This window comes from Nocardiopsis coralliicola, assembly GCF_054779695.1.
Genome location: NZ_BAAGXT010000003.1, coordinates 227042 through 245699, shown reverse-complemented (window position 1 = coordinate 245699; position 18658 = coordinate 227042). Strand labels below are relative to the sequence as shown.

Genomic DNA, 18658 nt, shown 5'->3' with positions numbered 1-18658 from the left:
TGTGCAGTGATCTTGGCACGTCCGGTGGCGAAAAGAGAACCCGTTCGGCGGCGGGTGTGGCGATCCGGTGGCGAAGGAGTGTGCCGATTCTTGGCAAATGCCAAATCAGCGAAGTTTCGGAATAATGGGAAAATCGAAATAATATGGTCAGATCAGGCGTCAGATCAGGCGTATCCCCCGGGGTGCTTCCGGGGAGGGCGCCGCTGCCACGGCGCGCATCCGGTTTGTAGCATGCGGTTATGGCCAGTGCCCCCCGCACCACGGTTCCCGACTCCGAACCCACCCCCGCCCAGCTGCGCCGCGCCCTCGCCCGGGCCCGGGACGGCAAGGCGCTCGACGCCGCCGAAGCCGAAGTGCTGCTGCATGCGCGCGGCACCGACCTCGATCGGCTGTTCGCGGTGTCCAGCCGCGTCCGCGACGCCGCGATGGCCGCCGCGGGCCGGCCCGGCACCGTCACCTACTCCCGCAAGGTGTTCATCCCGCTGACCCGGCTCTGCCGGGACCGCTGCCACTACTGCACGTTCGTGACGGTGCCGCACCGGCTGGAGTCGCCCTACCTGCCGCCGGACGACGTCCTGGCCATCGCCCGCGAAGGCGCCCGGCAGGGGTGCAAGGAAGCCCTGTTCACCCTGGGCGACCAGCCTGAGGACCGCTGGCCGGCCGCCCGCGACTGGCTCAGTGCGCACGGGTACGACGACACGCTCTCCTACGTGCGCGCGATGGCGGTGCGGGTCCTGGAGGAGACCGGGCTGCTGCCGCACCTCAACCCCGGCGTCATGTCCTGGGCGCAGATGCAGCGGCTGCGGCCGGCCGCCCCGTCGATGGGGATGATGCTGGAGACCACCGCGACACGGCTGTGGAGCGAGCGGTCCGGTCCGCACTACGGCTCGCCGGACAAGGACCCTGCGGTACGGCTGCGGGTACTGGAGGACGCCGGGCGCATCGGCATCCCCTTCACCACCGGCGTACTCGTCGGCATCGGCGAGACCCCGGCCGAGCGGGTCGACGCGCTGCTGGCGATCCGCCGCATCGCCCGCGAGTACGGCAGCGTCCAGGAAGTCATCGTGCAGAACTTCCGGGCCAAGGACGACACCGCGATGCGCTCCGCCGGCGACCTCGGCGCCGAGGAATACCTCGCGGTGATCGCGGTGGCGCGGCTGCTGCTCGGCCCCTCGGTCACCGTCCAGGCACCGCCGAACCTCTCCGACCCGGGCGAGGTTCCCCGGCTGCTCGCCGCGGGCGTCGACGACTGGGGCGGCGTCTCGCCCCTCACCCCGGACCACGTGAACCCGGAGCGCCCCTGGCCGCACATCGCCGACCTCTCCGCCGCGACCGCAGCGGCCGGCCTCCGCCTGCGCGAGCGGCTCACCGCGCATCCGCGGTTCATCCGCGGCGCCCTCGGCGAAGACCGCGCCTGGATCGACCCGCGGCTGCACCCGCACGTCCGCGCCCTGGCCGACGCCGAGACCGGCCTCGCCGACGAGCAGGCCCGCGCCGAGGGGCGGCCGTGGCAGGAGCCCGACGGGGGGCTCGCCGAGTCGTCCGGCCGGACCGGACTCCACCGCGAAGTGGACACGGTCGGCCGCAGCGCCGACCGGCGCGGCGACTTCGACGAGGTCTACGGCGACTGGGACGCCATCGCCGCGCGCGCCGGCGTCGACCGCTCGGCCGGGCAGCGCGCCGACGCGGCCCCCGAGCGGCTCGACGCCGAGACCGCCGCAGCGCTGCGCCGTGCCGCCGACGACCCGGCCGGGCTCTCCGACCGCGGCTACCTCGCCCTGATGGCGGCGGACGGGCCCGCCCTCGACGCGCTCGCCGCGCTGGCCGACGACGTCCGCCGGGACACGGTCGGCGACGACGTCACCTACGTGGTGAACCGGAACATCAACTTCACCAATGTCTGCTACGTGGGCTGCCGGTTCTGCGCGTTCGCGCAGCGCAAGACCGACGCCGACGCCTACACGCTGTCCCTGGGCGAGGTCGCCGCCCGCGCCGCCGAAGCGCGGGAGTTCGGCGCCACCGAGGTGTGCATGCAGGGCGGAATCTCGCCCGACCTCGGCCCGGACGCCTACGCCGGCATCGTCCGCGCGGTGAAGGAGGCCGTCCCGGACATGCACGTGCACGCCTTCTCCCCGATGGAAGCCGCCACCGCAGCCGCGAAGGCGGGCCGGCCGGTCCGGGCGTGGCTGGCCGAGGTGCAGGCGGCCGGGCTCGGCTCGATCCCGGGGACCGCCGCGGAGATCCTCGACGACGAGGTCCGCTGGGTGCTGACGAAGGGCAAACTGCCGGCGTCGGCGTGGATCGAGGTGGTCGAGGCCGCCCACTCGCTGGGCCTGCGCTCCTCCGCCACGATGATGTACGGCCACGTCGACCAGCCGCACCACTGGGTGGCCCACCTGCGCACGCTGATCGGCATCCAGGACCGCACCGGCGGCTTCACCGAGTTCGTGCCGCTGCCGTTCGTGCACACCAACGCGCCCGTCTACCTGGCCGGGATCGCCCGGCCGGGGCCCACGCTGCGGGACAACCGGGCCGTGCACGCGGTGGCCCGGCTCATGCTGCACGGCCGGATCGACCACGTCCAGACGTCCTGGGTCAAGCTCGGTACCCAGGGCACACGCGCGATGCTCCAGGGCGGCGCCGACGACCTCGGCGGCACGCTGATGGAGGAGACCATCAGCCGGATGGCCGGGTCGCAGCACGGCTCGGAGAAGAGCGTGGCCGAGATCGCGGAGATCGCCGGCGGGATCGGCCGCCCGGTCCGGCAGCGCGGCACGCTCTACGAGCGCATCGCCCCGACGGTCGACCCGGACGGCGCCGCCGCCCGCCGGACCCTGCTTCCGGTGGTGGACGGCGGCAGCTGACCGCGGCCGCCGGAGAACCAGCGGGCCGGCGCACCTGACCGGCGCCGGCCCCGCTGCGGCGGGGCCCGTCGGAATATCCGCTTGCCGCTGCCGCTTATCCTGGACAGCGCTATGTTGACCTCGCCCTCCGCCACTCCAGCCGCCGACCTGCGAGGACGCCTCGACGGTCTGACCGCTGCCGATCGCCACCGGATGGCGCGGCGCATCGACGGGCTGAAGAAGATCCGCGACAAGGGGCGCCGGGACAAGGCCGCGGCCCGCATCGCCGCCGATATGGACGGCGCCGAGCGGCGCGTGCAGCGCCGCCGCGACGCGGTCCCCGCGCCGTCCTACCCCGAGGAGCTGCCGGTCAGCGGCCGGCGCGAGGACATCGCGGCCGCCATCCGCGACCACCAGGTGGTGATCGTCGCGGGCGAGACCGGATCGGGCAAGACCACCCAGCTCCCCAAGATCTGCATGGAGCTCGGCCGCGGCGTGCACGGCACCATCGGCCACACCCAGCCGCGGCGGATCGCGGCGCGCACCGTGGCCGAGCGCATCGCCGAGGAGGTCGGCACCGAACTCGGCGACACCATCGGCTACAAGGTGCGGTTCACCGACGAGTCCTCCGACGACACCCTCGTCAAGGTGATGACCGACGGCATCCTGCTCGCCGAGATCCAGCGCGACCGCATGCTGCGGGCCTACGACACGATCATCATCGACGAGGCGCACGAGCGCAGCCTCAACATCGACTTCCTCCTCGGCTACCTCAAGCGGCTCCTGCCGCGCCGGCCCGACCTGAAGCTCGTCATCACCTCGGCCACCATCGACCCGGAGCGCTTCGCCGAGCACTTCGGCGGCGCGCCCATCGTCGAGGTCTCGGGGCGCACCTACCCGGTCCAGGTGCGGTACCGGCCGATCGAGGAGGAGCCGGACGACGGCGGTGCCGACGAGCGCGACCAGGTGCAGGCGATCTGCGACGCCGTGTCCGAGCTGCGCCGCGAGAAGGCCGGCGACGTCCTGGTCTTCCTCTCCGGCGAGCGCGAGATCCGGGACACGGCGGAGGCGCTGGAGAAGATGCGCCTGCCCGAGACCGAGATCCTGCCGCTGTTCGCACGGCTGTCCTCCGCGGAGCAGCACCGGGTGTTCCGGCCGCACCGCGGCCGCCGCATCGTGCTCGCCACCAACGTCGCCGAGACGTCGCTGACCGTGCCCGGCATCCGCTACGTGATCGACCCCGGCACCGCCCGCATCTCCCGCTACAGCCACCGCACCAAGGTCCAGCGGCTGCCCATCGAGCGGATCTCCCAGGCGTCGGCCAACCAGCGCAAGGGCCGCTGCGGCCGCGTGGCCGAAGGCATCTGCATCCGGCTCTACTCCGAAGAGGACTTCCTGTCCCGGCCGGAGTTCACCGACCCCGAGATCCTGCGCACCAACCTCGCCTCGGTCATCCTGCAGATGGCGTCGCTGGGGCTGGGCGACGTCGCCGGCTTCCCCTTCGTGGAAGGCCCCGACCGGCGCCAGGTGAAGGACGGCATGGCGCTGCTGGAGGAGCTCGGTGCGCTCGACCCCGGCGCGCCGGACGCCGCGCAGGGCCTCACCGAGACCGGCCGCCGGCTCTCCCGGCTGCCCGTCGACCCGCGGCTCGGCCGCATGGTGCTCGAGGCCGAAGAGCGCGGCTGCCTGCGCGAAGTCATGATCATCGCGGCCGCGCTGTCCATCCAGGACCCGCGGGAGCGGCCCGCCGAGGCCCGCGAGGCGGCCCAGCAGAAGCACGCGCGCTTCGCCGAGAAGGACTCCGACTTCCTCGCCTTCCTCAACCTGTGGAACCACCTCGCCGAGCAGCAGCGCGACCTGTCCGGCAACCAGTTCCGCAAGCAGTGCCGCGCCGACTACCTCAACTACCTGCGCATCCGCGAGTGGCAGGACGTCTACGGCCAGATCAAGCAGGTCGCCAAGCAGATGGGCGCCCGGCTGAACACCTCGGACGCCGACCCCGACGCGGTGCACAAGGCGCTGCTCAGCGGCCTGCTGTCGCACGTCGGCATGAAGGACCCCGACAAGGGCGACTACCTGGGCGGGCGCGGCACCCGGTTCGCCGTCTTCCCGGGATCCTCGCTGTTCAAGCGGAAACCGCGGTTCGTCATGGCCGGCGAGCTCGTGGAGACCACCCGCCTGTGGGGCCGCATGGCCGCCCGGATCGAGCCGGAGTGGGCCGAGGAAGTCGGCGGCCACCTCCTCAAGCGCACCTACAGCGAGCCGCACTGGGAGAAGAAGCGCGGCGCCGTCATGGCCTATGAGCGCGCCACCCTGTTCGGGGTCCCGGTGGTCACCGGCCGCAAGACCGGCTACGCCGCGGTCGATCCGCAGATGGCGCGCGAGCTGTTCATCCGGCACGCCCTGGTCGAGGGCGACTGGGAGACCCGGCACGCGTTCTTCCACGACAACCAGCGCCTCCTCGAACAGGTCGAGGACCTGGAGCACCGCGCCCGCCGCCGGGACATCCTCGTCGACGACGAGGCGCTCTTCGCCTTCTACGACGCCCGCGTCGGCGTCGGCGCCGTCTCCGCCGCCCACTTCGACAGCTGGTGGAAGCAGGCCCGCCGCACGCAGCCGCACCTGCTGGACTTCTCCACCGCCATGCTGGTCAACGAGGGCGCCGGGGACGTCAGCGAAGCGGACTACCCCGACGTGTGGACCAGCGGCGAGTTCGCGCTGCCGCTGAGCTACCAGTTCGAGCCGGGCTCCGAGGCCGACGGCGTCACCGTGCAGATCCCGATCGAGGTCCTCAACCAGATCGACGCCGGCGGCTTCGACCGCCAGGTCCCCGGCCTGCGCAAGGACGTGGTGACGGCGCTCATCCGGTCGCTGCCCAAACCGCTGCGGCGCAACTTCGTCCCCGTCCCCGACCACGCGGCGCGCGCCCTCGGCGCGCTCGCCGAGGACGACGGCCGCCCGCTCGCCGAAGCGCTCGCCGGCGAGCTCACCCGGATGAGCGGCGAGCGGATCTCCGCGGCCGACTTCGACCTGGAGCGGGTCCCCGACCACCTGCGGATCACCTACCGCGCCGTGGACAAGAAGGGGCGCCGCCTCGCCGAGGGCAAGGACCTGGAGGCGCTGCGCGGCACGCTCAAGCCGCGGCTGCAGGAGGCCATCTCGGCCGAGGCCGCCGGCATCGAGCGCTCCGGACTGACCAGCTGGGACTTCGGCCCGCTGCAGCGCACCTTCGAGCGCCGCTCGGCCGGTCGGACCGTGAAGGGCTACCCGGCGCTGGTCGACGAGGGCTCCTCCGTCGGCATCCGGATCTTCGACACCCCGGTCGAGCAGCGCGCCGCGCACCGCCGCGGCATCCGCCGGCTGCTCCGGCTCACCGTCCCCTCACCCGCCGCAGCGGTGCGCCGCGGCCTCGACAACACCGCCAAGCTCGCCCTCAACCAGAACCCGCACGGCAGCGTCGACGCCCTGTTCGAGGACTGCACCGACGCGGCGGTCGACGCGCTCGCCGAGGACTGGGGCGCCCGCTCCGCGCCGGACGGCGCGGGGGACGGCGTCTGGGACCCGGACGCCTTCGACCGGCTGCGCGAGTACGTGCGGGCCGAACTGGGCGACCTGCTCGACGACGGCGTCCGCCGCACCGCGCGCATCCTGGCGCAGGCCGCAGCCGTGGCCAAGCGGATCAAGGGCTCCACCAGCCTCGCGGTGCTGCCCTCGCTCAACGACGCCCAGGGGCAGCTCGCCGGCCTGATCAAGCCGGGTTTCGTCACCGAAGCCGGGATCCGGCGGCTGCCCGCCCTGCAGCGGTACCTGTCCGGCCTCGACCACCGCATCGGCAAACTCGCCGAGAACCCGCGGCGGGACCAGGTCGGCATGGCGCAGGTGGAGCAGGCCCGCGCCCTGGTCGAGCGGACCCGCGGCGCCCTGCCGGCCGGCCGCGGGGACGACCCCGACGCCCGTGAACTCGGCTGGATGCTGGAGGAGTTCCGCCTCAGCCTCTTCGCGCAGCAGGTCGGTACGGCCTACCCCGTCTCCGAGAAGCGCATCGCCAAGGCCGCCGAGGCCGTCAAGGCGGCCTGAGCGCGGGCAGCAGACCACCGCGCTCCGCCGCGGGGCGCCCCGCAGGGCCGCCGGCACTGACGGTGCTGCGCGGCCGCGTCTCGGCCTCGTCCGCGGCCTGCAGGTGGGCGGTTCCGCCGCGGACGTGCGCGTGCAGCCGGCCGGCGCGTGCAGCGGCGACGGCGCTTCGCCCGGGGCGGTCGCCGCCAGGTGCCCCACCACGGCGCGCAGCGGGCACGCTCCGCTGCCGCGTTCGTGCCGGCGAGGATCGGGCCCGCCATGCGGCCCAGCCCTCCCCCGAGGTGAGCGCGGGATCTCGGGGTTCGGGAAGCGGCGGAGCCCCCGGAGCGGCCCGCGCTCCGAGGGCTCCGCGGTCGGGCTGGCCGGCCCGAACCGGTGCGGCTCTGGTGTGCCGCGGGCCCAGCGCCCGTCAGGACGCCGCCGGCAGGCCGCCATGGGCGGCGAGGCGGGTGAGGAGGCCGGCGACGAGGGCGGTCTGGTGCGGAGTTCCGGAGACGGAGACGTGCTCGTCGCGGGAGTGCGGGCCGGCGCCCGCGGCGCCGAGGCCGTCCAGGACGGGGCGGCCCAGCGCGGCGACGAGGTTGCCGTCGCTCGCGCCGCCCACCGAGATCTGGCCGAGGTCGGCGCCGAGTTCCGCGGCGACAGCGCGGGCCAGGGCGAACGCGGCGCCGGTCATCGGGCCCGGGTTCATCGGCGGCCGGTTCCAGCCGCCGGTGACCGCCACCGAGACCCGGTCGTCGCGCGGTTCGAGCGCGGCGAAGCCCGCCGACACCCGCTCCTGCTCGGCCGGATCGGTGACGCGCACGTCGACCTGGGCCGCCGCGCGCCCCGCGACGACGTTGCGCCCGGTACCGCCGGAGATCACGCCGACATTCACGGTGGTGCCGCGCTCCGGGGCGGCGAGTGCGGCGATCTGCGGCACCAGTTCGGCCAGCGCGTGCACCGCGCTCGCCCCCGACTCCGGGTCGAGCCCGGCGTGCGACTCCACCCCGATGGCCTCGACGTCGAACAGGCCCATGCCCTTGCGGCCCGTCTTCACCTTGCCGGCCCGGCTCGGCTCCAGCACCAGGGTCAGCGCGCTCGCTGCGCCGCACCGCTCGATGTGCTCCCGGGAGGCCGGGCTGCCGATCTCCTCGTCGCCGGTGAGCAGGAACCGCACCGCGGGCACCGGAAGGCCCTGCTCGCGGAGCGCGCGCAGCGCCCACACGCCCTGCACGATGCCGGCCTTCATGTCGAAGCAGCCGGGGCCGGTGAACCGGTCGCCGTCGATCGCGACCGGCCACTCGGCGAGCGTGCCGCGCGGCCAGACCGTGTCGTAGTGGCACAGCAGCAGGACGGTGCCGGCCGCGGCGCCGTCCCCGGTGCCCGGATAGAGCACCTCCAGCACGTCGCCGTAGCCGCCGCCGGCGTGGCGGGCCCGCTCGGCCGGCGCCCCCAGGCGCTCGGTCAGCCACGCCTCGATGTCGTCCAGTCCGGCGTCGAGGAGGGGCTTGTCGTCGCTGGGCGTCTCGTGCTCCACCATCCGCCGCAGGTCGGCGAGGACCTCCGGCAGGTCGCGCCGGGCCAGGGCGGCCAGAGCGGTCATCTCGGCTGCAGCGGGTGCCGCGTCCGTCACGGGTTCTCCTCTTCGAGTGGGTGCAGGGTGCACGGGCGCGGCGCCGCCGGGCGGCCGCACCCGGGTCAGCGGACGGGGGCGCCCGGGCCCAGCGGGATGCCCAGGGCCCACCAGAGCATCAGCAGCGCGGTCCAGCCGATGAGCATGCAGACCGAGAGCGGCAGCGTCATCGACAGCAGGGTGCCGATCCCGGCGTCGCGGCGGTAGCGCTGGAGGAAGCCGAGCGCCATTGCGAAGTACGGCGACATCGGACTGATGACGTTGGTGGTGGAGTCGGCGACCCGGTAGACCGCCATGGTGGTCTCCGGCGGGATCGACAGCAGCATGAACATCGGCACGAACACCGGTGCGATCAGCGTGAGCAGCGCCGAGCCGCTGGTGATCATGAGGTTGAGGACGCAGATGATCAGCAGCATGCCGAGCAGCATCACCGGGATCGGCACCCCGGCATCGCCGAGGACTGCCGAGCCGTGGATCGCGATGACCTCGCCCAGGCCGGTCCAGGCGAAGTAGGCGATGAACTGCGAGGCCGCGAAGAACAGCACGATGACCGGCGCCAGATCGCGCACGCCCTGCGCCATCGCGTCGGGGATGTCGCGCATGGTGGGCAGCGAGCCGGTGGTCCGCCCGTAGACGGCGCCCATGGCGAGGAAGACGAGGCCGATGATGAACGCGATGCCGGTGATGATCGGCGAGGCGATCACCGAGCCGTCCTCGCCGCGCAGTGGAGAGCCCGCCGGCACCAGCGACGCGATCAGCACCGCCGCGACGGCCAGCAGCACCAGGCCGGCGTTGCGCAGGCCCTTGCGCTCCACGGCGGACAGCTTCAGCGCGCCGAACTCCTCCTCGGCGCCCTCCGTGTCGCCGTCGACCTCCATCGAGGCGGTGCTGCGCGCCAGCAGCAGTTCGGCGACGGCCGTGACGATGAGCGCGAGCAGGAGCGCGCTGACCGCGTTGAAGAAGTAGTTGCCCAGTGGGGAGACGACGTAGTCCGGATCGATCACCTGCGCGGCGCTCGTGGTGAGGCCGGCGAACAGGGCGTCGACCGGGGTGACCATGATCGAGGCGTCATAGCCGGCGGAGATGGAGCCGAACGCCACCACCAGGCCGAGGATCGGGCTGCGGCCGGCCGCCTTGAACACCATGGCGCCCAGCGGGATGAGCACCACGTAGGCCGCGTCCGAGGCGATCGAGCCGCAGATGCCGGTCAGCGCCAGCGTGAAGGTGAGCAGCCGCGGCGGGACGCGGGTGACACTTCCGCGGAGCAGCGCGTTGAGCATCCCGGCGCGCTCGGCCACCGCGACGCCGAGCATCACCACCAGGATCAGCGCGAGCGGCGGGAAGCCGGCGAAGTTCTCCACCGCGCCGTCCAGCATCATCGCGGCGCCCTCGGCACTGAGCAGGCTCTTGACCGCGATCTCCCCGCCGTCCACCGGGGATACGGCCGACACGCCGAACGCGTTGAGCACGGCGCTCAGCAGGATCACGAACAGGGCCATCAGGCTGAACAGCCAGAACGGGTGCGGCAGCTTGTTGCCCGCCCGCTCGATGAACTGCAGGGCGCGCATCAGCGCGGCCATGGGCCGGCTGGCGGCGCCGGGGTCGGCTGCGGCCATCGGGGTCCTCCTCGGCGGATGGTGCGGGTTGCGGGACGCGTCCGCGCGGTAGGAGCGGCGGAGCGGTGCGGGCCTGTGGCGTGCGGGGATCCGCCCGGCGGGGCGATATCGAGAGACTCCCGTTCTGTGCAGGTTCCTGTCAAGATCAGTGCTGGTAACGGTTGATTAAGTCAGATTTCGGCCGGGGGATCGCGGCTATGATCCGAATGTGGCTGCTGACCCTGACCCCCGCCCTGACCGCTCCGCCGGCGGTGCCGCCGATGCCGCCAGTCCCCGGAGCGCCGCCCCGGTGCCAGGGGCAGCGCTGCTGGACGAGCGCGACCTGGACCTCGTCGATGCGCTGCAGTTCGCGCCCCGCGCTCCCGCGAGCGCCGTCGCCGCCGCGCTGGACACGGCGCCGAGCACGGTGGCGCGCCGGCTGGCCCGGCTGCGGGCGGACGGGCTGCTCCGCGTCGTCGGGCAGCTCGACTGGGCGTTCTTCTCGGCCACCACGCCGCGGCACATCTGGCTGGACACGGTGCCCGGCGCGTCGCCGGACGTCGCGCGGCGGCTGGCCGAGCGCAGCGACATCCAGCTCGCTGCGGTGAGCAGCGGCCGCGCCGACGTGTACTGCGTCGCCCACCCCACCGGCCGCGAGCACGCGGCCCGGCTGCTCACCCGGGACGTGCCGGGCGTCTCCGGGGTCCGCGCCACGCAGTCCGACCTGGTGGTGCAGGCCGTCGCGCGGGCCGACGCCTGGCGGCTGGACCGGCTGGGCCCGGAGCGGCTGGCGCCGCTGGAGCCCTACCGCCTGCAGGTGCCCGACGACGGCACCGTGCGCGAGCGGGCGGACGCCCTGTCCGCGGAGGAGGCCGCCGCCGTGCGCCTGCTGCACCGCGACGCGCGCGCCGGCTCGGGTGAGGTGGCGCGGGCGCTCGGCACCAGCCAGTCGACCGCCTACCGGATCGTGCAGGGGCTGCTGGAGCGCGGCGCCGTGCGCCCGCGGGTGGAGATCGAGCCGACCGCACTGGGGATGCACCTGGAGGTGGTGCTGTCGCTGACGGTGCACCCGGGCGCGATCGCGCGCGTCGCGCAGCGGCTGGCCGCGCACCCGTCGGCCCGCTACGTCTCGGTGGTGGCCGGCGCGGTGTCGGTCATCCACCACGGCGTGTTCCGGGACGAGACCGGGCTCGGCCGCTTCCTCACCGGGGACCTCGCCGACCTGCCCGGAGTGGCCGACGTCCGCTCCTCGGTCCTGCTCGACGTCGTCCGCCGCTACTGGATCGACCGCCGCGAAGGCCGCCTCGGCGCCGGCGGCTGACCGCGGCCGGACCGTTCGGTGCGCGCCCGCCGGATGCACAACGAGGGGGCGCCGCCCTTACCCCGCGGCAGGCCGGTGGGGCATGCTGGCCGGGCCCGCGGTAGGGGCGGCAGCCAGGCGGAGAGGACGGCGGAGGCGGCATGGCCGGAGCACACGGCGGGGGAGAGCGGCTCCTCTGGATCGGGACCTACACGCCGGGCTCGGAGCCGGAGGGCGGGGGAGCGGGTGCCTACCCGGTCCTGTTGGACACCGCCACCGGAAGGCTCCGCGCCGGCGGGCCGCCGCGGCCGGCCGTCGGCCCGTCGTTCCTGGCGGCGGCGCCGGGCGGGATCGTCGCCGTCGCCGAGCGCCCGGCCGGCGGCCTGGCCTTCCTCGCCGGCGGCCCGGAGGGGACCGGGGGTGCGGACGCTTCCGGCAGTGCCGACTGGGCGGCGGAGACCGGCGGGACGGCCCCCTGCCACGTGCTGGTGCATCCGGCAGGGCGGCACGCGGTCGCCGCACACTACGGCGACGGCTCGGTCACCGTGCACTCCCTCGGCGGTCCCGGAGCCGGAGCCGTGGCTGCCCGGATCGCCGCAGCGGCACCCGGATCGGGCGGCGTCCCCGACCGGCAGGAGGGCCCGCACGCGCACAGCACGGTGCTGGCGCCCGGCGGCCGCCACCTCCTCATCGCCGACCTGGGGGCCGACGCCCTGTACAGCGTCCCGTTCGACGCTTCAGCAGCGGAGCCCGCAGGCCCGCCCGCAGTCGCGATCCGGCTGCCGGACGGCACGGGGCCGCGGCACTGCGCGGTCCACCCCGACGGCCGCGTCTTCGTCGCGGGCGAACTCGACGCGCGGGTGCACGCGCTCGCCTTCGACCCCGGCTCCGGAACCGCGCGCCCGCTCGGTGCCGCTCCGGCGGGTGAACCGGGCGCGGCGTTCCCGGGGGAGATCCTGCTGTCCCCGGACGGACGCCGGCTCACCGTGTCGCTCCGCGGCCCGGACACGGTCGCGGTCTTCGACGTCGCCGACGGCGCGCTGCGCCGGGTCGGCGCCGCACCGACCGGCGGAGCCTGGCCCCGCCACATCGCCCGCGCCGGCAGCTTCCTCGTCGCCGCCAACCAGTACTCCGGCACCGTGACCGCTCTCCCCATCGACCCGGACACCGGCGTCCCGGGGCCGCCCGCCGCCGAATTCGCGGTCCCCGACCCGGCGTGTGTGCTGCCGCTGTAGTCCCGCGTCTCCCGGCGCAGGCGGGGCGACCGGCCCAGCCGCCGGCCGAAGCGCGCGGTGGGGCATAAGGGCGGTGGGGACCGCTGGGCCCGGCACGGTGCCGTGCCGCCCGCTCCCGGCCGCCCACCCGGCGCGGCGGAGGCCCACAGCGCGGTCCCGGCCCGCGGCGCACTGCGCGGGGCCCGGGCTGCAGCCCTCCCCAGCGGACCAGGCGGTCCGGAGCGCCTGGGAAGGCAGGGGCCGACAAAAACAGCCGGGGGGAATCTGTGGGGCTCGGCGCTCCCGCGGAACCGGGCATGACGGACAATGGGAACGTCCAGGTCAGCCGGTTGCAGGGAGCCCCATGTCCGAGTCCCCCCGCGGCGCGTCCGGGCCGCACGACGTCCGCTACCGCGGTCTCGCCGCCCGCGACCTCGCGCTCATCGCCGTGTTCGCCGCGCTCATCGCCGTGCTCAGCATGCCGTTCGCCATCCCGGTCGGCCCGGTGCCGATCACGCTGCAGTCCCTCGGAGTGATGCTGGCGCCGTCCATCCTCGGCGCGAAGCGCGGCACCCTCGCCGTCCTCACCTTCCTCGCGCTCGTCCTGGCCGGACTCCCGCTGCTGCCCGGCGGGCGGGGCGGGGTCGAGCCGTTCATCGGCCCCACCGGCGGCTACATGGTCGGCTGGGTCTTCGGCGCGCTGGTCATCGGCCTGCTCGTGCGCAGCGCCGCGCGGCGTCCGTTCTGGATCCTCTTTGCCGCCAATGCGGTCGGCGGCATCGCGGTCGTCTACCTTGTCGGCATCCCGTGGACCGCCCTCTACACCGGCGACTTCACCGCCGCCGCGCTGCTCGGCGCGGTGGCGTTCCTCCCCGGCGACCTGGCCAAGGCGGCGCTCGCCGCCGCCGTCGCCGCCGGCGTCCAGCGCGCCTACCCGGTGCCGCCGGCCGGCCGCAGAACCGGTGCGGCCGCGCCCGCCGACTGACCCTGCCCCGCCCGCCCACCGCCAGAAGGCCGCCATGATCGAACTCCGCAACGTCACCCACGCCTACGAGGGGCGGACCGTGCTGTCCGGAATCACCCTCGACCTGGCTGAGCGGCGGATCGGGGTGATCGGCGCCAACGGATCCGGCAAGTCGACGCTGGCGCGCACCTTCAACGGCCTGGTCATCCCCGATTCCGGCCGGGTGGCGGTGGACGGCGACGACACCCGCACGCGCACCCGCGCGGTCCGGCGGCGGGTCGGCTTCGTGTTCTCCGACGCCGCGACGCAGATCCTCATGCCGACCGTCGCCGAAGACGTCGCCCTCGGCCTGCGCGGCAGCGGACTGCCCGCAGACGAGGTGGAGCGCCGCGTCGACGGGGTGCTGCGCCGGCACGGCCTGGACGGCCACCGGGACCATCCGGCCCACCTGCTCTCCGGAGGCCAGAAGCAGATGCTGGCGCTGGCCTCGGTGCTGGCCACCGAGCCCGAGGTGCTGGTCTGCGACGAGCCCACCACCCTCCTCGACCTGCACAACGCCCGCGTCATCGCGCGCACGCTGCGCGACCTGCCGCAGCAGCTCATCCTGCTCACCCACCACCTCGACCTGCTCGCCGGGTTCGACCGCGTCCTCGTCATGGACGGCGGCGCCGTGGTCTTCGACGGCGTCCCGGACGCGGCGGCAGCCCACTACACCGCACTGATGGAGAGCCGCGCGCAGGGCGGGGCGGGGGAGGGGCCCGGAGGGGCGGACAGCGCTGCCCGCGGCGCCGGCCCGGAGGGCGGCCGGTGAACCCGGTCGCCAGCTACGTGCCGGGCCGCTCGGTCCTGCACCGCGCGCCGGCCGGCGCGAAACTGGCCGGCCTGCTCGCCGGCATCACCCTGCTGGTGGCGGCCGGCGGCCCCGCCGCGGGCGCGGCCACCGCCGCCGCGGCCCTCGCCGCCTACCCGCTCTGCGGCCTCGGTCTGCGGCGCCCGCTCGGCATCCTGCGGGCCGTGCTGCCGTTCATCGCCCTCCTCGCGCTCTTCCAGGCACTGGCCGGCGACGCAGCGGCGGCGCTGCGGATGGCGGCGCTGCTGTCCTCGGCGGTCCTGCTGGCAGGCCTGGTCACCGCCACCACCCGGGTCGCCGCGATGCTCACCCTCTTCGAGCGGCTCTGCCGGCCGCTTGCCCCGCTGGGCGCGGACCCGCGGCGGGTGGCGCTGGTACTGGCGCTGACCGTGCGCGCGGTCCCGCTCGTCGCCGACGTGGCGCGCTCCTGCCGCGAGGCCTACGCCGCCCGCGGCATCCGCCGCCGCCCCCACCTCCTCGTGGTGCCCATCGTCGTCGGCCTGATCCGCTCCGCAGAGTCCATGGGCGAGGCGATGACGGCCCGCGGCCTGGACTGAGCCGCGCCGCCCCGTGGCCGTCCCGCTCGGTCCTGCCGTCCGGTGAGGCGCGCGCCGCCCCGCACGCGGCGCCGCTGGCGCCGGAGCGGACGGCGGACCCTTCCCCTCGGGGCCGGGCCCCTGCCGACACGCATGCGGGCCCGCGGATCCGGATCGTTGCGGAGCGGTCATGCCACCATGGGGGTTGGCGGTGATTCGTCATGAAAAGTCCGAAAAGATCTGACGCATTTCCGGCGGGGACGCGCAACGACTCCGGCCCCGGACCGGGCTGGGCACTGCTCCGCGCGGCCTGCGCCGGCCTGCTGGTCGCCCCGGCCGCGGTCGTCCTCCTGCCGCTGAGCGCGCCGGGCGCACCCCCCGCGCTCCCCGCGCCGCCTCCGCCGGCAGCGGGCGCAGCAGCCCCCTCGCTCTGGGAGGCGTCCGCGCCCCGTCCGGCCGCCGGGCTCAGCAGCCGGGCGGACCGCGCACTGACCGAGGACCTGGACGCCTACGCCGACCAGGTCCAGGGGCGCTTCGCAGTGGCCGCGGTGGCCCTGGACGGCGCGGCCGACTACGGCTATGCAGCCGGGGAGCCGTTCCCCACCGCCAGCGCCGTCAAGGTCGACATCGCCGCCCTGCTGCTGCTCCAGGACCGCTCCGGCGACCGCGCGCTGGACAGCGCCGACCGGACGCGGATCGAAGAGGCGCTGCGCTACAGCGACAACGAGGCGGCCGACGCCCTGTTCGCCGACCTCGGCGCCACCGCCGGCTTCGATGAGCGCATCGGCGAGCTCGGCCTGCAGGGCACGGTCTCCTCCGACACCGGCCGGTGGGGCCAGACCCGGACCACCGCCGAGGACCGCATCACGCTGCTGCAGAGCATCTTCACCTCCGCCGGGCCGCTGGCGGAGGAGGACCGCGAATGGCTCCGCTCCCTGATGGGGGACGTGGCGCCGGAGCAGGCGTGGGGGGTCTCCGCCGCCTCGGACGGCGCCGCCGAGCTGAAGAACGGCTGGGCTCCGCAGGACTCCGAAGGCGGACTGTGGGCCGCGAACAGCTTCGGGCGGGTGCGCGCGGGCGGGCAGGAGTACCTCGTTGCCGTGCTCTCCGCCGGCCACGCCACCTACGGCGCCGGGATCGACTGCACCGAGCACGTCGCCTCCGCCGTCGTGGACGCGCTCGCCTCCGCCCGCCGCAGCGGGCACGGCGCCGGCCCGGATCAGGGCGGGTAGGCGGGGCCCGGCTGCGCCGCGGCGGGGCGGGCCGGGGCCGGGCGGGCTGAGCCGCGGTGCATAGGCTGGGGTGCCGGGGCGTACGCAGCAGGGGCCTCCTCCTGCTCGGCGCCCTGAACCCCCTGGCGGTGTCCGTGGCGCACACCGCCCCCCTCCACCGGCCCATCCTGCAGACGGGAGTCCCGCATGCCCGACATCGACCTCCGCTCGGACACCATGACCCGCCCCACGCCCGCGATGCGGCGCGCAATGGCCGACGCGGAGGTGGGCGACGACGTCTTCGGCGAGGACCCGGCGGTGCGCGCCCTGGAGGAGCGCACCGCCGAACTGCTCGGCAAGGAGGCTGCGCTCTACACGCCGTCGGCGCACATGGCGAACCAGATCGCGCTATACGTCTCGGCCGCCAGCGGCACCGAGCTGTGGGCGCACGCGCAGAGCCACGTCGTCGCCAACGAGCAGGGCGCATCCTCGGTGCTGTCCCGCCTGCTGCCGCGCACCTTCGACGGGCCGGAGAGCATGCCGCCGCAGGACGTGCTGGACGCGTGGATCGCCGGAACCGACGACGTGCACCGCGCTGCGCCGGCCGTCATCGCGCTGGAGAACACCTTCACCGGCCGCGTCATGCCGGCCGCCGGCCAGCGCCGGGTCGCCGCCTTCGCCGCCGAGCACGGCCTGGCAGTGCACCTGGACGGGTCGCGGCTGTGGAACGCGGCGGTTGCGCGCGGCGTGACGCCGGCCGAGGCCGCGGCCGGCGCCGACACCGTCACCGTGTGCTTCTCCAAGGGCCTGGGCGCGCCGGTGGGCGCCGCGCTCGCCGGGACCGCCGGCACCATCGCGCGCGCCCGCCGCGCCCGCAAGCTCCTCGGCGGCGGCATGCGGCAGGCCGGCATCATCGCTGCGGGCGCCCTGTACGCGCTCGACCACCACGTCGACCGGCTCGCCGAGGACCACGCCAACGCCGAGCGGCTGGCCGCCGGTATCGCCACCCTCCCGGGGCTGGACGCCCGCGCCCAGACCAACATGGCCATCGTGGCCACGCCCGCCGGCCGCGCGGAGCGCTACGCCACCGCCTTCGCCGGCGCCGGCGTCGGCAGCGTCGTCCTCGGCCCCGGCAGCCTCCGCATGGTCTGCCACCTCGATGTCTCCGCCTCCGCCGTCGACGACGCCGTCAGCCGCATCGCGAAGGCGTCCGCGCCACTGGCAGGCGAGGCCTGACCAGACGCCCCCGACCCTGGCGAGGAGGACGTCGGGGGCGGGGGCGTCGGTCGCCGAACAGTTCAGTCGGTATCCACCGGATCCTCATCTGGCCAGCGCTCGAAGACATCTTCAGCGGTACGTGAGACGACAGCACGCACCGCCCAGGTGTCCAGCTGGTCGGAGTCGGCGCAGTCCATGATTCGCTTCCGCGCGGACTCCGTCAGCTCGACTCCCCGCATCAGCAGGAGCCCCAGCACGGCCTCGGCCTCGGTTTCGCCGTGAAGGAGACGGCAACCGAACTCGAAACCATTGCGGAAGGCGCATCGGAACAACTCGTATTGGATCTCGCGCTCACCGAACCGACAGCAGCCAGTAGCGCTCCTGAACACCGGGCGGACATCGGCGGAGGCGATGCGGACTTCCGTTCGGGCGTTTTGGAGCCAGGCGTTCAGCTGTCGGGATCCGAACGACGCGATGAGCTCCCACTGCGCGGCCGACACACCGCCGCTGCGCTCTCGTAGGACGGTGAGTGCGGCCTCGGTCTTTCCACTCAAGAAGGGGTAACGGAAGAACCCTGTCTGAAAACCGCGCTCTCCGGGGCGAGAGCGGTCGTCCTCCCGGAACACGTCCTCTGCTGTCCCGGCGACCGCGGAACGGCGAAGCCACATGGTCAGCTTTTCGGTTTCGGTGCAGCTGCTGTACCGGCCGCTATGCTCTGAAACCTCGAAACCGCGCGCCTTCAAGACGACCGAAAGGGAAGTCTGAAGTCCTTCGACCCGACCCTCTCGCCTGCCTATTTCCATTCCTCCAGACTTTCCTTGGCGGTATGCGTCGCAGAATCGCACGTCGCAGTCGGGCGCGCCCACGGAATCTCCTGGATGCTTGTGGCCTGCGGGGGCCTGTGTCGAAGTCATGCCAGGAAAATAGTCACGCAGTGACTTCTCCGCAGCGGAAAATAGAAATGTTCCGGAATGTCAGTGCGGAATCATGAAATCATCTCGCAAATTCTCTCGGGGAGGGGATTGCATGCAGAGAATCCCCGGGCCGGAGATATCGGGTCTCCGGCCCGGGGATTTCTGGTGGGGAGTTGGGGCCGGGCGGGTTACGGCTCGCGGAGGACTGCGCAGTAGGCGTCGACGTCGCCGGGGGTGCCGACGTCGATGGGGAGGGGCGCCAGCGGTTCAGCGGCACCCAAGCCGGGCTCCAGGTACTCCAGGCCGGTGAAGGAGGAGTCG

12 protein-coding genes are annotated in these 18658 nt (G+C 74.2%); 9 read left to right on the top strand and 3 right to left on the bottom strand.

Going from position 1 to position 18658, the window contains the following annotated elements; all coding sequences use genetic code 11:
* Window positions 1-239: 239 nt before the first annotated feature.
* Window positions 240-2864, top strand: a complete 2625-nt coding sequence (locus ACYVGT_RS04475; RefSeq protein WP_460855105.1) for a bifunctional FO biosynthesis protein CofGH — start codon at window positions 240-242, stop codon at window positions 2862-2864.
* Between the two features lie 111 nt (window positions 2865-2975).
* Entirely contained in the window at window positions 2976-6920 is a 3945-nt protein-coding gene (gene hrpA, locus ACYVGT_RS04470; protein ID WP_460855104.1) for an ATP-dependent RNA helicase HrpA, read from the top strand.
* 409 nt (window positions 6921-7329) lie between these two features.
* Here hrpA and ACYVGT_RS04465 read toward each other — a convergent pair whose 3' ends face one another.
* Together ACYVGT_RS04465 and ACYVGT_RS04460 are read right to left on the bottom strand one after the other, a co-directional pair.
* Window positions 7330-8505 (bottom strand): M20 family metallopeptidase, encoded by a 1176-nt coding sequence (locus ACYVGT_RS04465; protein ID WP_460855135.1) that lies wholly within the window; start codon window positions 8503-8505, stop codon window positions 7330-7332.
* Window positions 8506-8600: 95 nt separating this feature from the next.
* Entirely contained in the window at window positions 8601-10151 is a 1551-nt protein-coding gene (locus ACYVGT_RS04460) for an AbgT family transporter (RefSeq protein ID WP_460855103.1), read from the bottom strand.
* A 208-nt stretch (window positions 10152-10359) separates the two neighbouring features.
* Here ACYVGT_RS04460 and ACYVGT_RS04455 point away from each other — a divergent pair, with 208 nt between their 5' ends.
* The 7 genes from ACYVGT_RS04455 to ACYVGT_RS04425 all read left to right on the top strand — a co-directional run bounded on the left by ACYVGT_RS04455 (window position 10360) and on the right by ACYVGT_RS04425 (window position 17441).
* On the top strand, window positions 10360-11451 hold the full coding sequence (locus ACYVGT_RS04455; RefSeq protein ID WP_460855102.1) for an Lrp/AsnC family transcriptional regulator: 1092 nt from the start codon (window positions 10360-10362) through the stop codon (window positions 11449-11451).
* A gap of 140 nt (window positions 11452-11591) precedes the next feature.
* Window positions 11592-12665 (top strand): lactonase family protein, encoded by a 1074-nt coding sequence (locus ACYVGT_RS04450; RefSeq protein ID WP_460855101.1) that lies wholly within the window; start codon window positions 11592-11594, stop codon window positions 12663-12665.
* A 343-nt stretch (window positions 12666-13008) separates the two neighbouring features.
* Window positions 13009-13629 (top strand): biotin transporter BioY, encoded by a 621-nt coding sequence (locus tag ACYVGT_RS04445; protein ID WP_460855100.1) that lies wholly within the window; start codon window positions 13009-13011, stop codon window positions 13627-13629.
* 34 nt (window positions 13630-13663) lie between these two features.
* On the top strand, window positions 13664-14419 hold the full coding sequence (locus tag ACYVGT_RS04440) for an energy-coupling factor ABC transporter ATP-binding protein (RefSeq protein WP_460855099.1): 756 nt from the start codon (window positions 13664-13666) through the stop codon (window positions 14417-14419).
* Window positions 14416-15015 (top strand): CbiQ family ECF transporter T component, encoded by a 600-nt coding sequence (locus ACYVGT_RS04435; RefSeq protein ID WP_460855098.1) that lies wholly within the window; start codon window positions 14416-14418, stop codon window positions 15013-15015. The genes ACYVGT_RS04440 and ACYVGT_RS04435 overlap by 4 nt, the downstream gene beginning before the upstream one ends.
* Window positions 15016-15215: 200 nt before the next feature.
* A complete protein-coding gene (locus ACYVGT_RS04430) occupies window positions 15216-16226 on the top strand; it encodes a serine hydrolase (protein ID WP_460855097.1) in 1011 nt (336 codons plus the stop codon).
* Between the two features lie 186 nt (window positions 16227-16412).
* Entirely contained in the window at window positions 16413-17441 is a 1029-nt protein-coding gene (locus ACYVGT_RS04425) for a threonine aldolase family protein (protein WP_460855096.1), read from the top strand.
* 62 nt (window positions 17442-17503) lie between these two features.
* Here the strand turns inward: ACYVGT_RS04425 and ACYVGT_RS04420 are convergent, their stop codons facing one another.
* Window positions 17504-18289 (bottom strand): hypothetical protein, encoded by a 786-nt coding sequence (locus ACYVGT_RS04420; protein WP_460855095.1) that lies wholly within the window; start codon window positions 18287-18289, stop codon window positions 17504-17506.
* Window positions 18290-18658: the final 369 nt, after the last annotated feature.

Excerpts from the sequence above, each read along its gene's own strand:
- ACYVGT_RS04465 (WP_460855135.1), bottom strand. The coding sequence starts at position 8,505 with ATGACCGCTCTGGCCGCCCTGGCCCGGCGCGACCTGCCGGAGGTCCTC.
- ACYVGT_RS04460 (WP_460855103.1), bottom strand. The coding sequence starts at position 10,151 with ATGGCCGCAGCCGACCCCGGCGCCGCCAGCCGGCCCATGGCCGCGCTG.
- ACYVGT_RS04445 (WP_460855100.1), top strand. The coding sequence starts at position 13,009 with ATGTCCGAGTCCCCCCGCGGCGCGTCCGGGCCGCACGACGTCCGCTAC.
- ACYVGT_RS04475 (WP_460855105.1), top strand. The coding sequence starts at position 240 with ATGGCCAGTGCCCCCCGCACCACGGTTCCCGACTCCGAACCCACCCCC.
- hrpA (WP_460855104.1), top strand. The coding sequence starts at position 2,976 with ATGTTGACCTCGCCCTCCGCCACTCCAGCCGCCGACCTGCGAGGACGC.
- ACYVGT_RS04450 (WP_460855101.1), top strand. The coding sequence starts at position 11,592 with ATGGCCGGAGCACACGGCGGGGGAGAGCGGCTCCTCTGGATCGGGACC.
- ACYVGT_RS04440 (WP_460855099.1), top strand. The coding sequence starts at position 13,664 with ATGATCGAACTCCGCAACGTCACCCACGCCTACGAGGGGCGGACCGTG.
- ACYVGT_RS04430 (WP_460855097.1), top strand. The coding sequence starts at position 15,216 with ATGAAAAGTCCGAAAAGATCTGACGCATTTCCGGCGGGGACGCGCAAC.
- ACYVGT_RS04425 (WP_460855096.1), top strand. The coding sequence starts at position 16,413 with ATGCCCGACATCGACCTCCGCTCGGACACCATGACCCGCCCCACGCCC.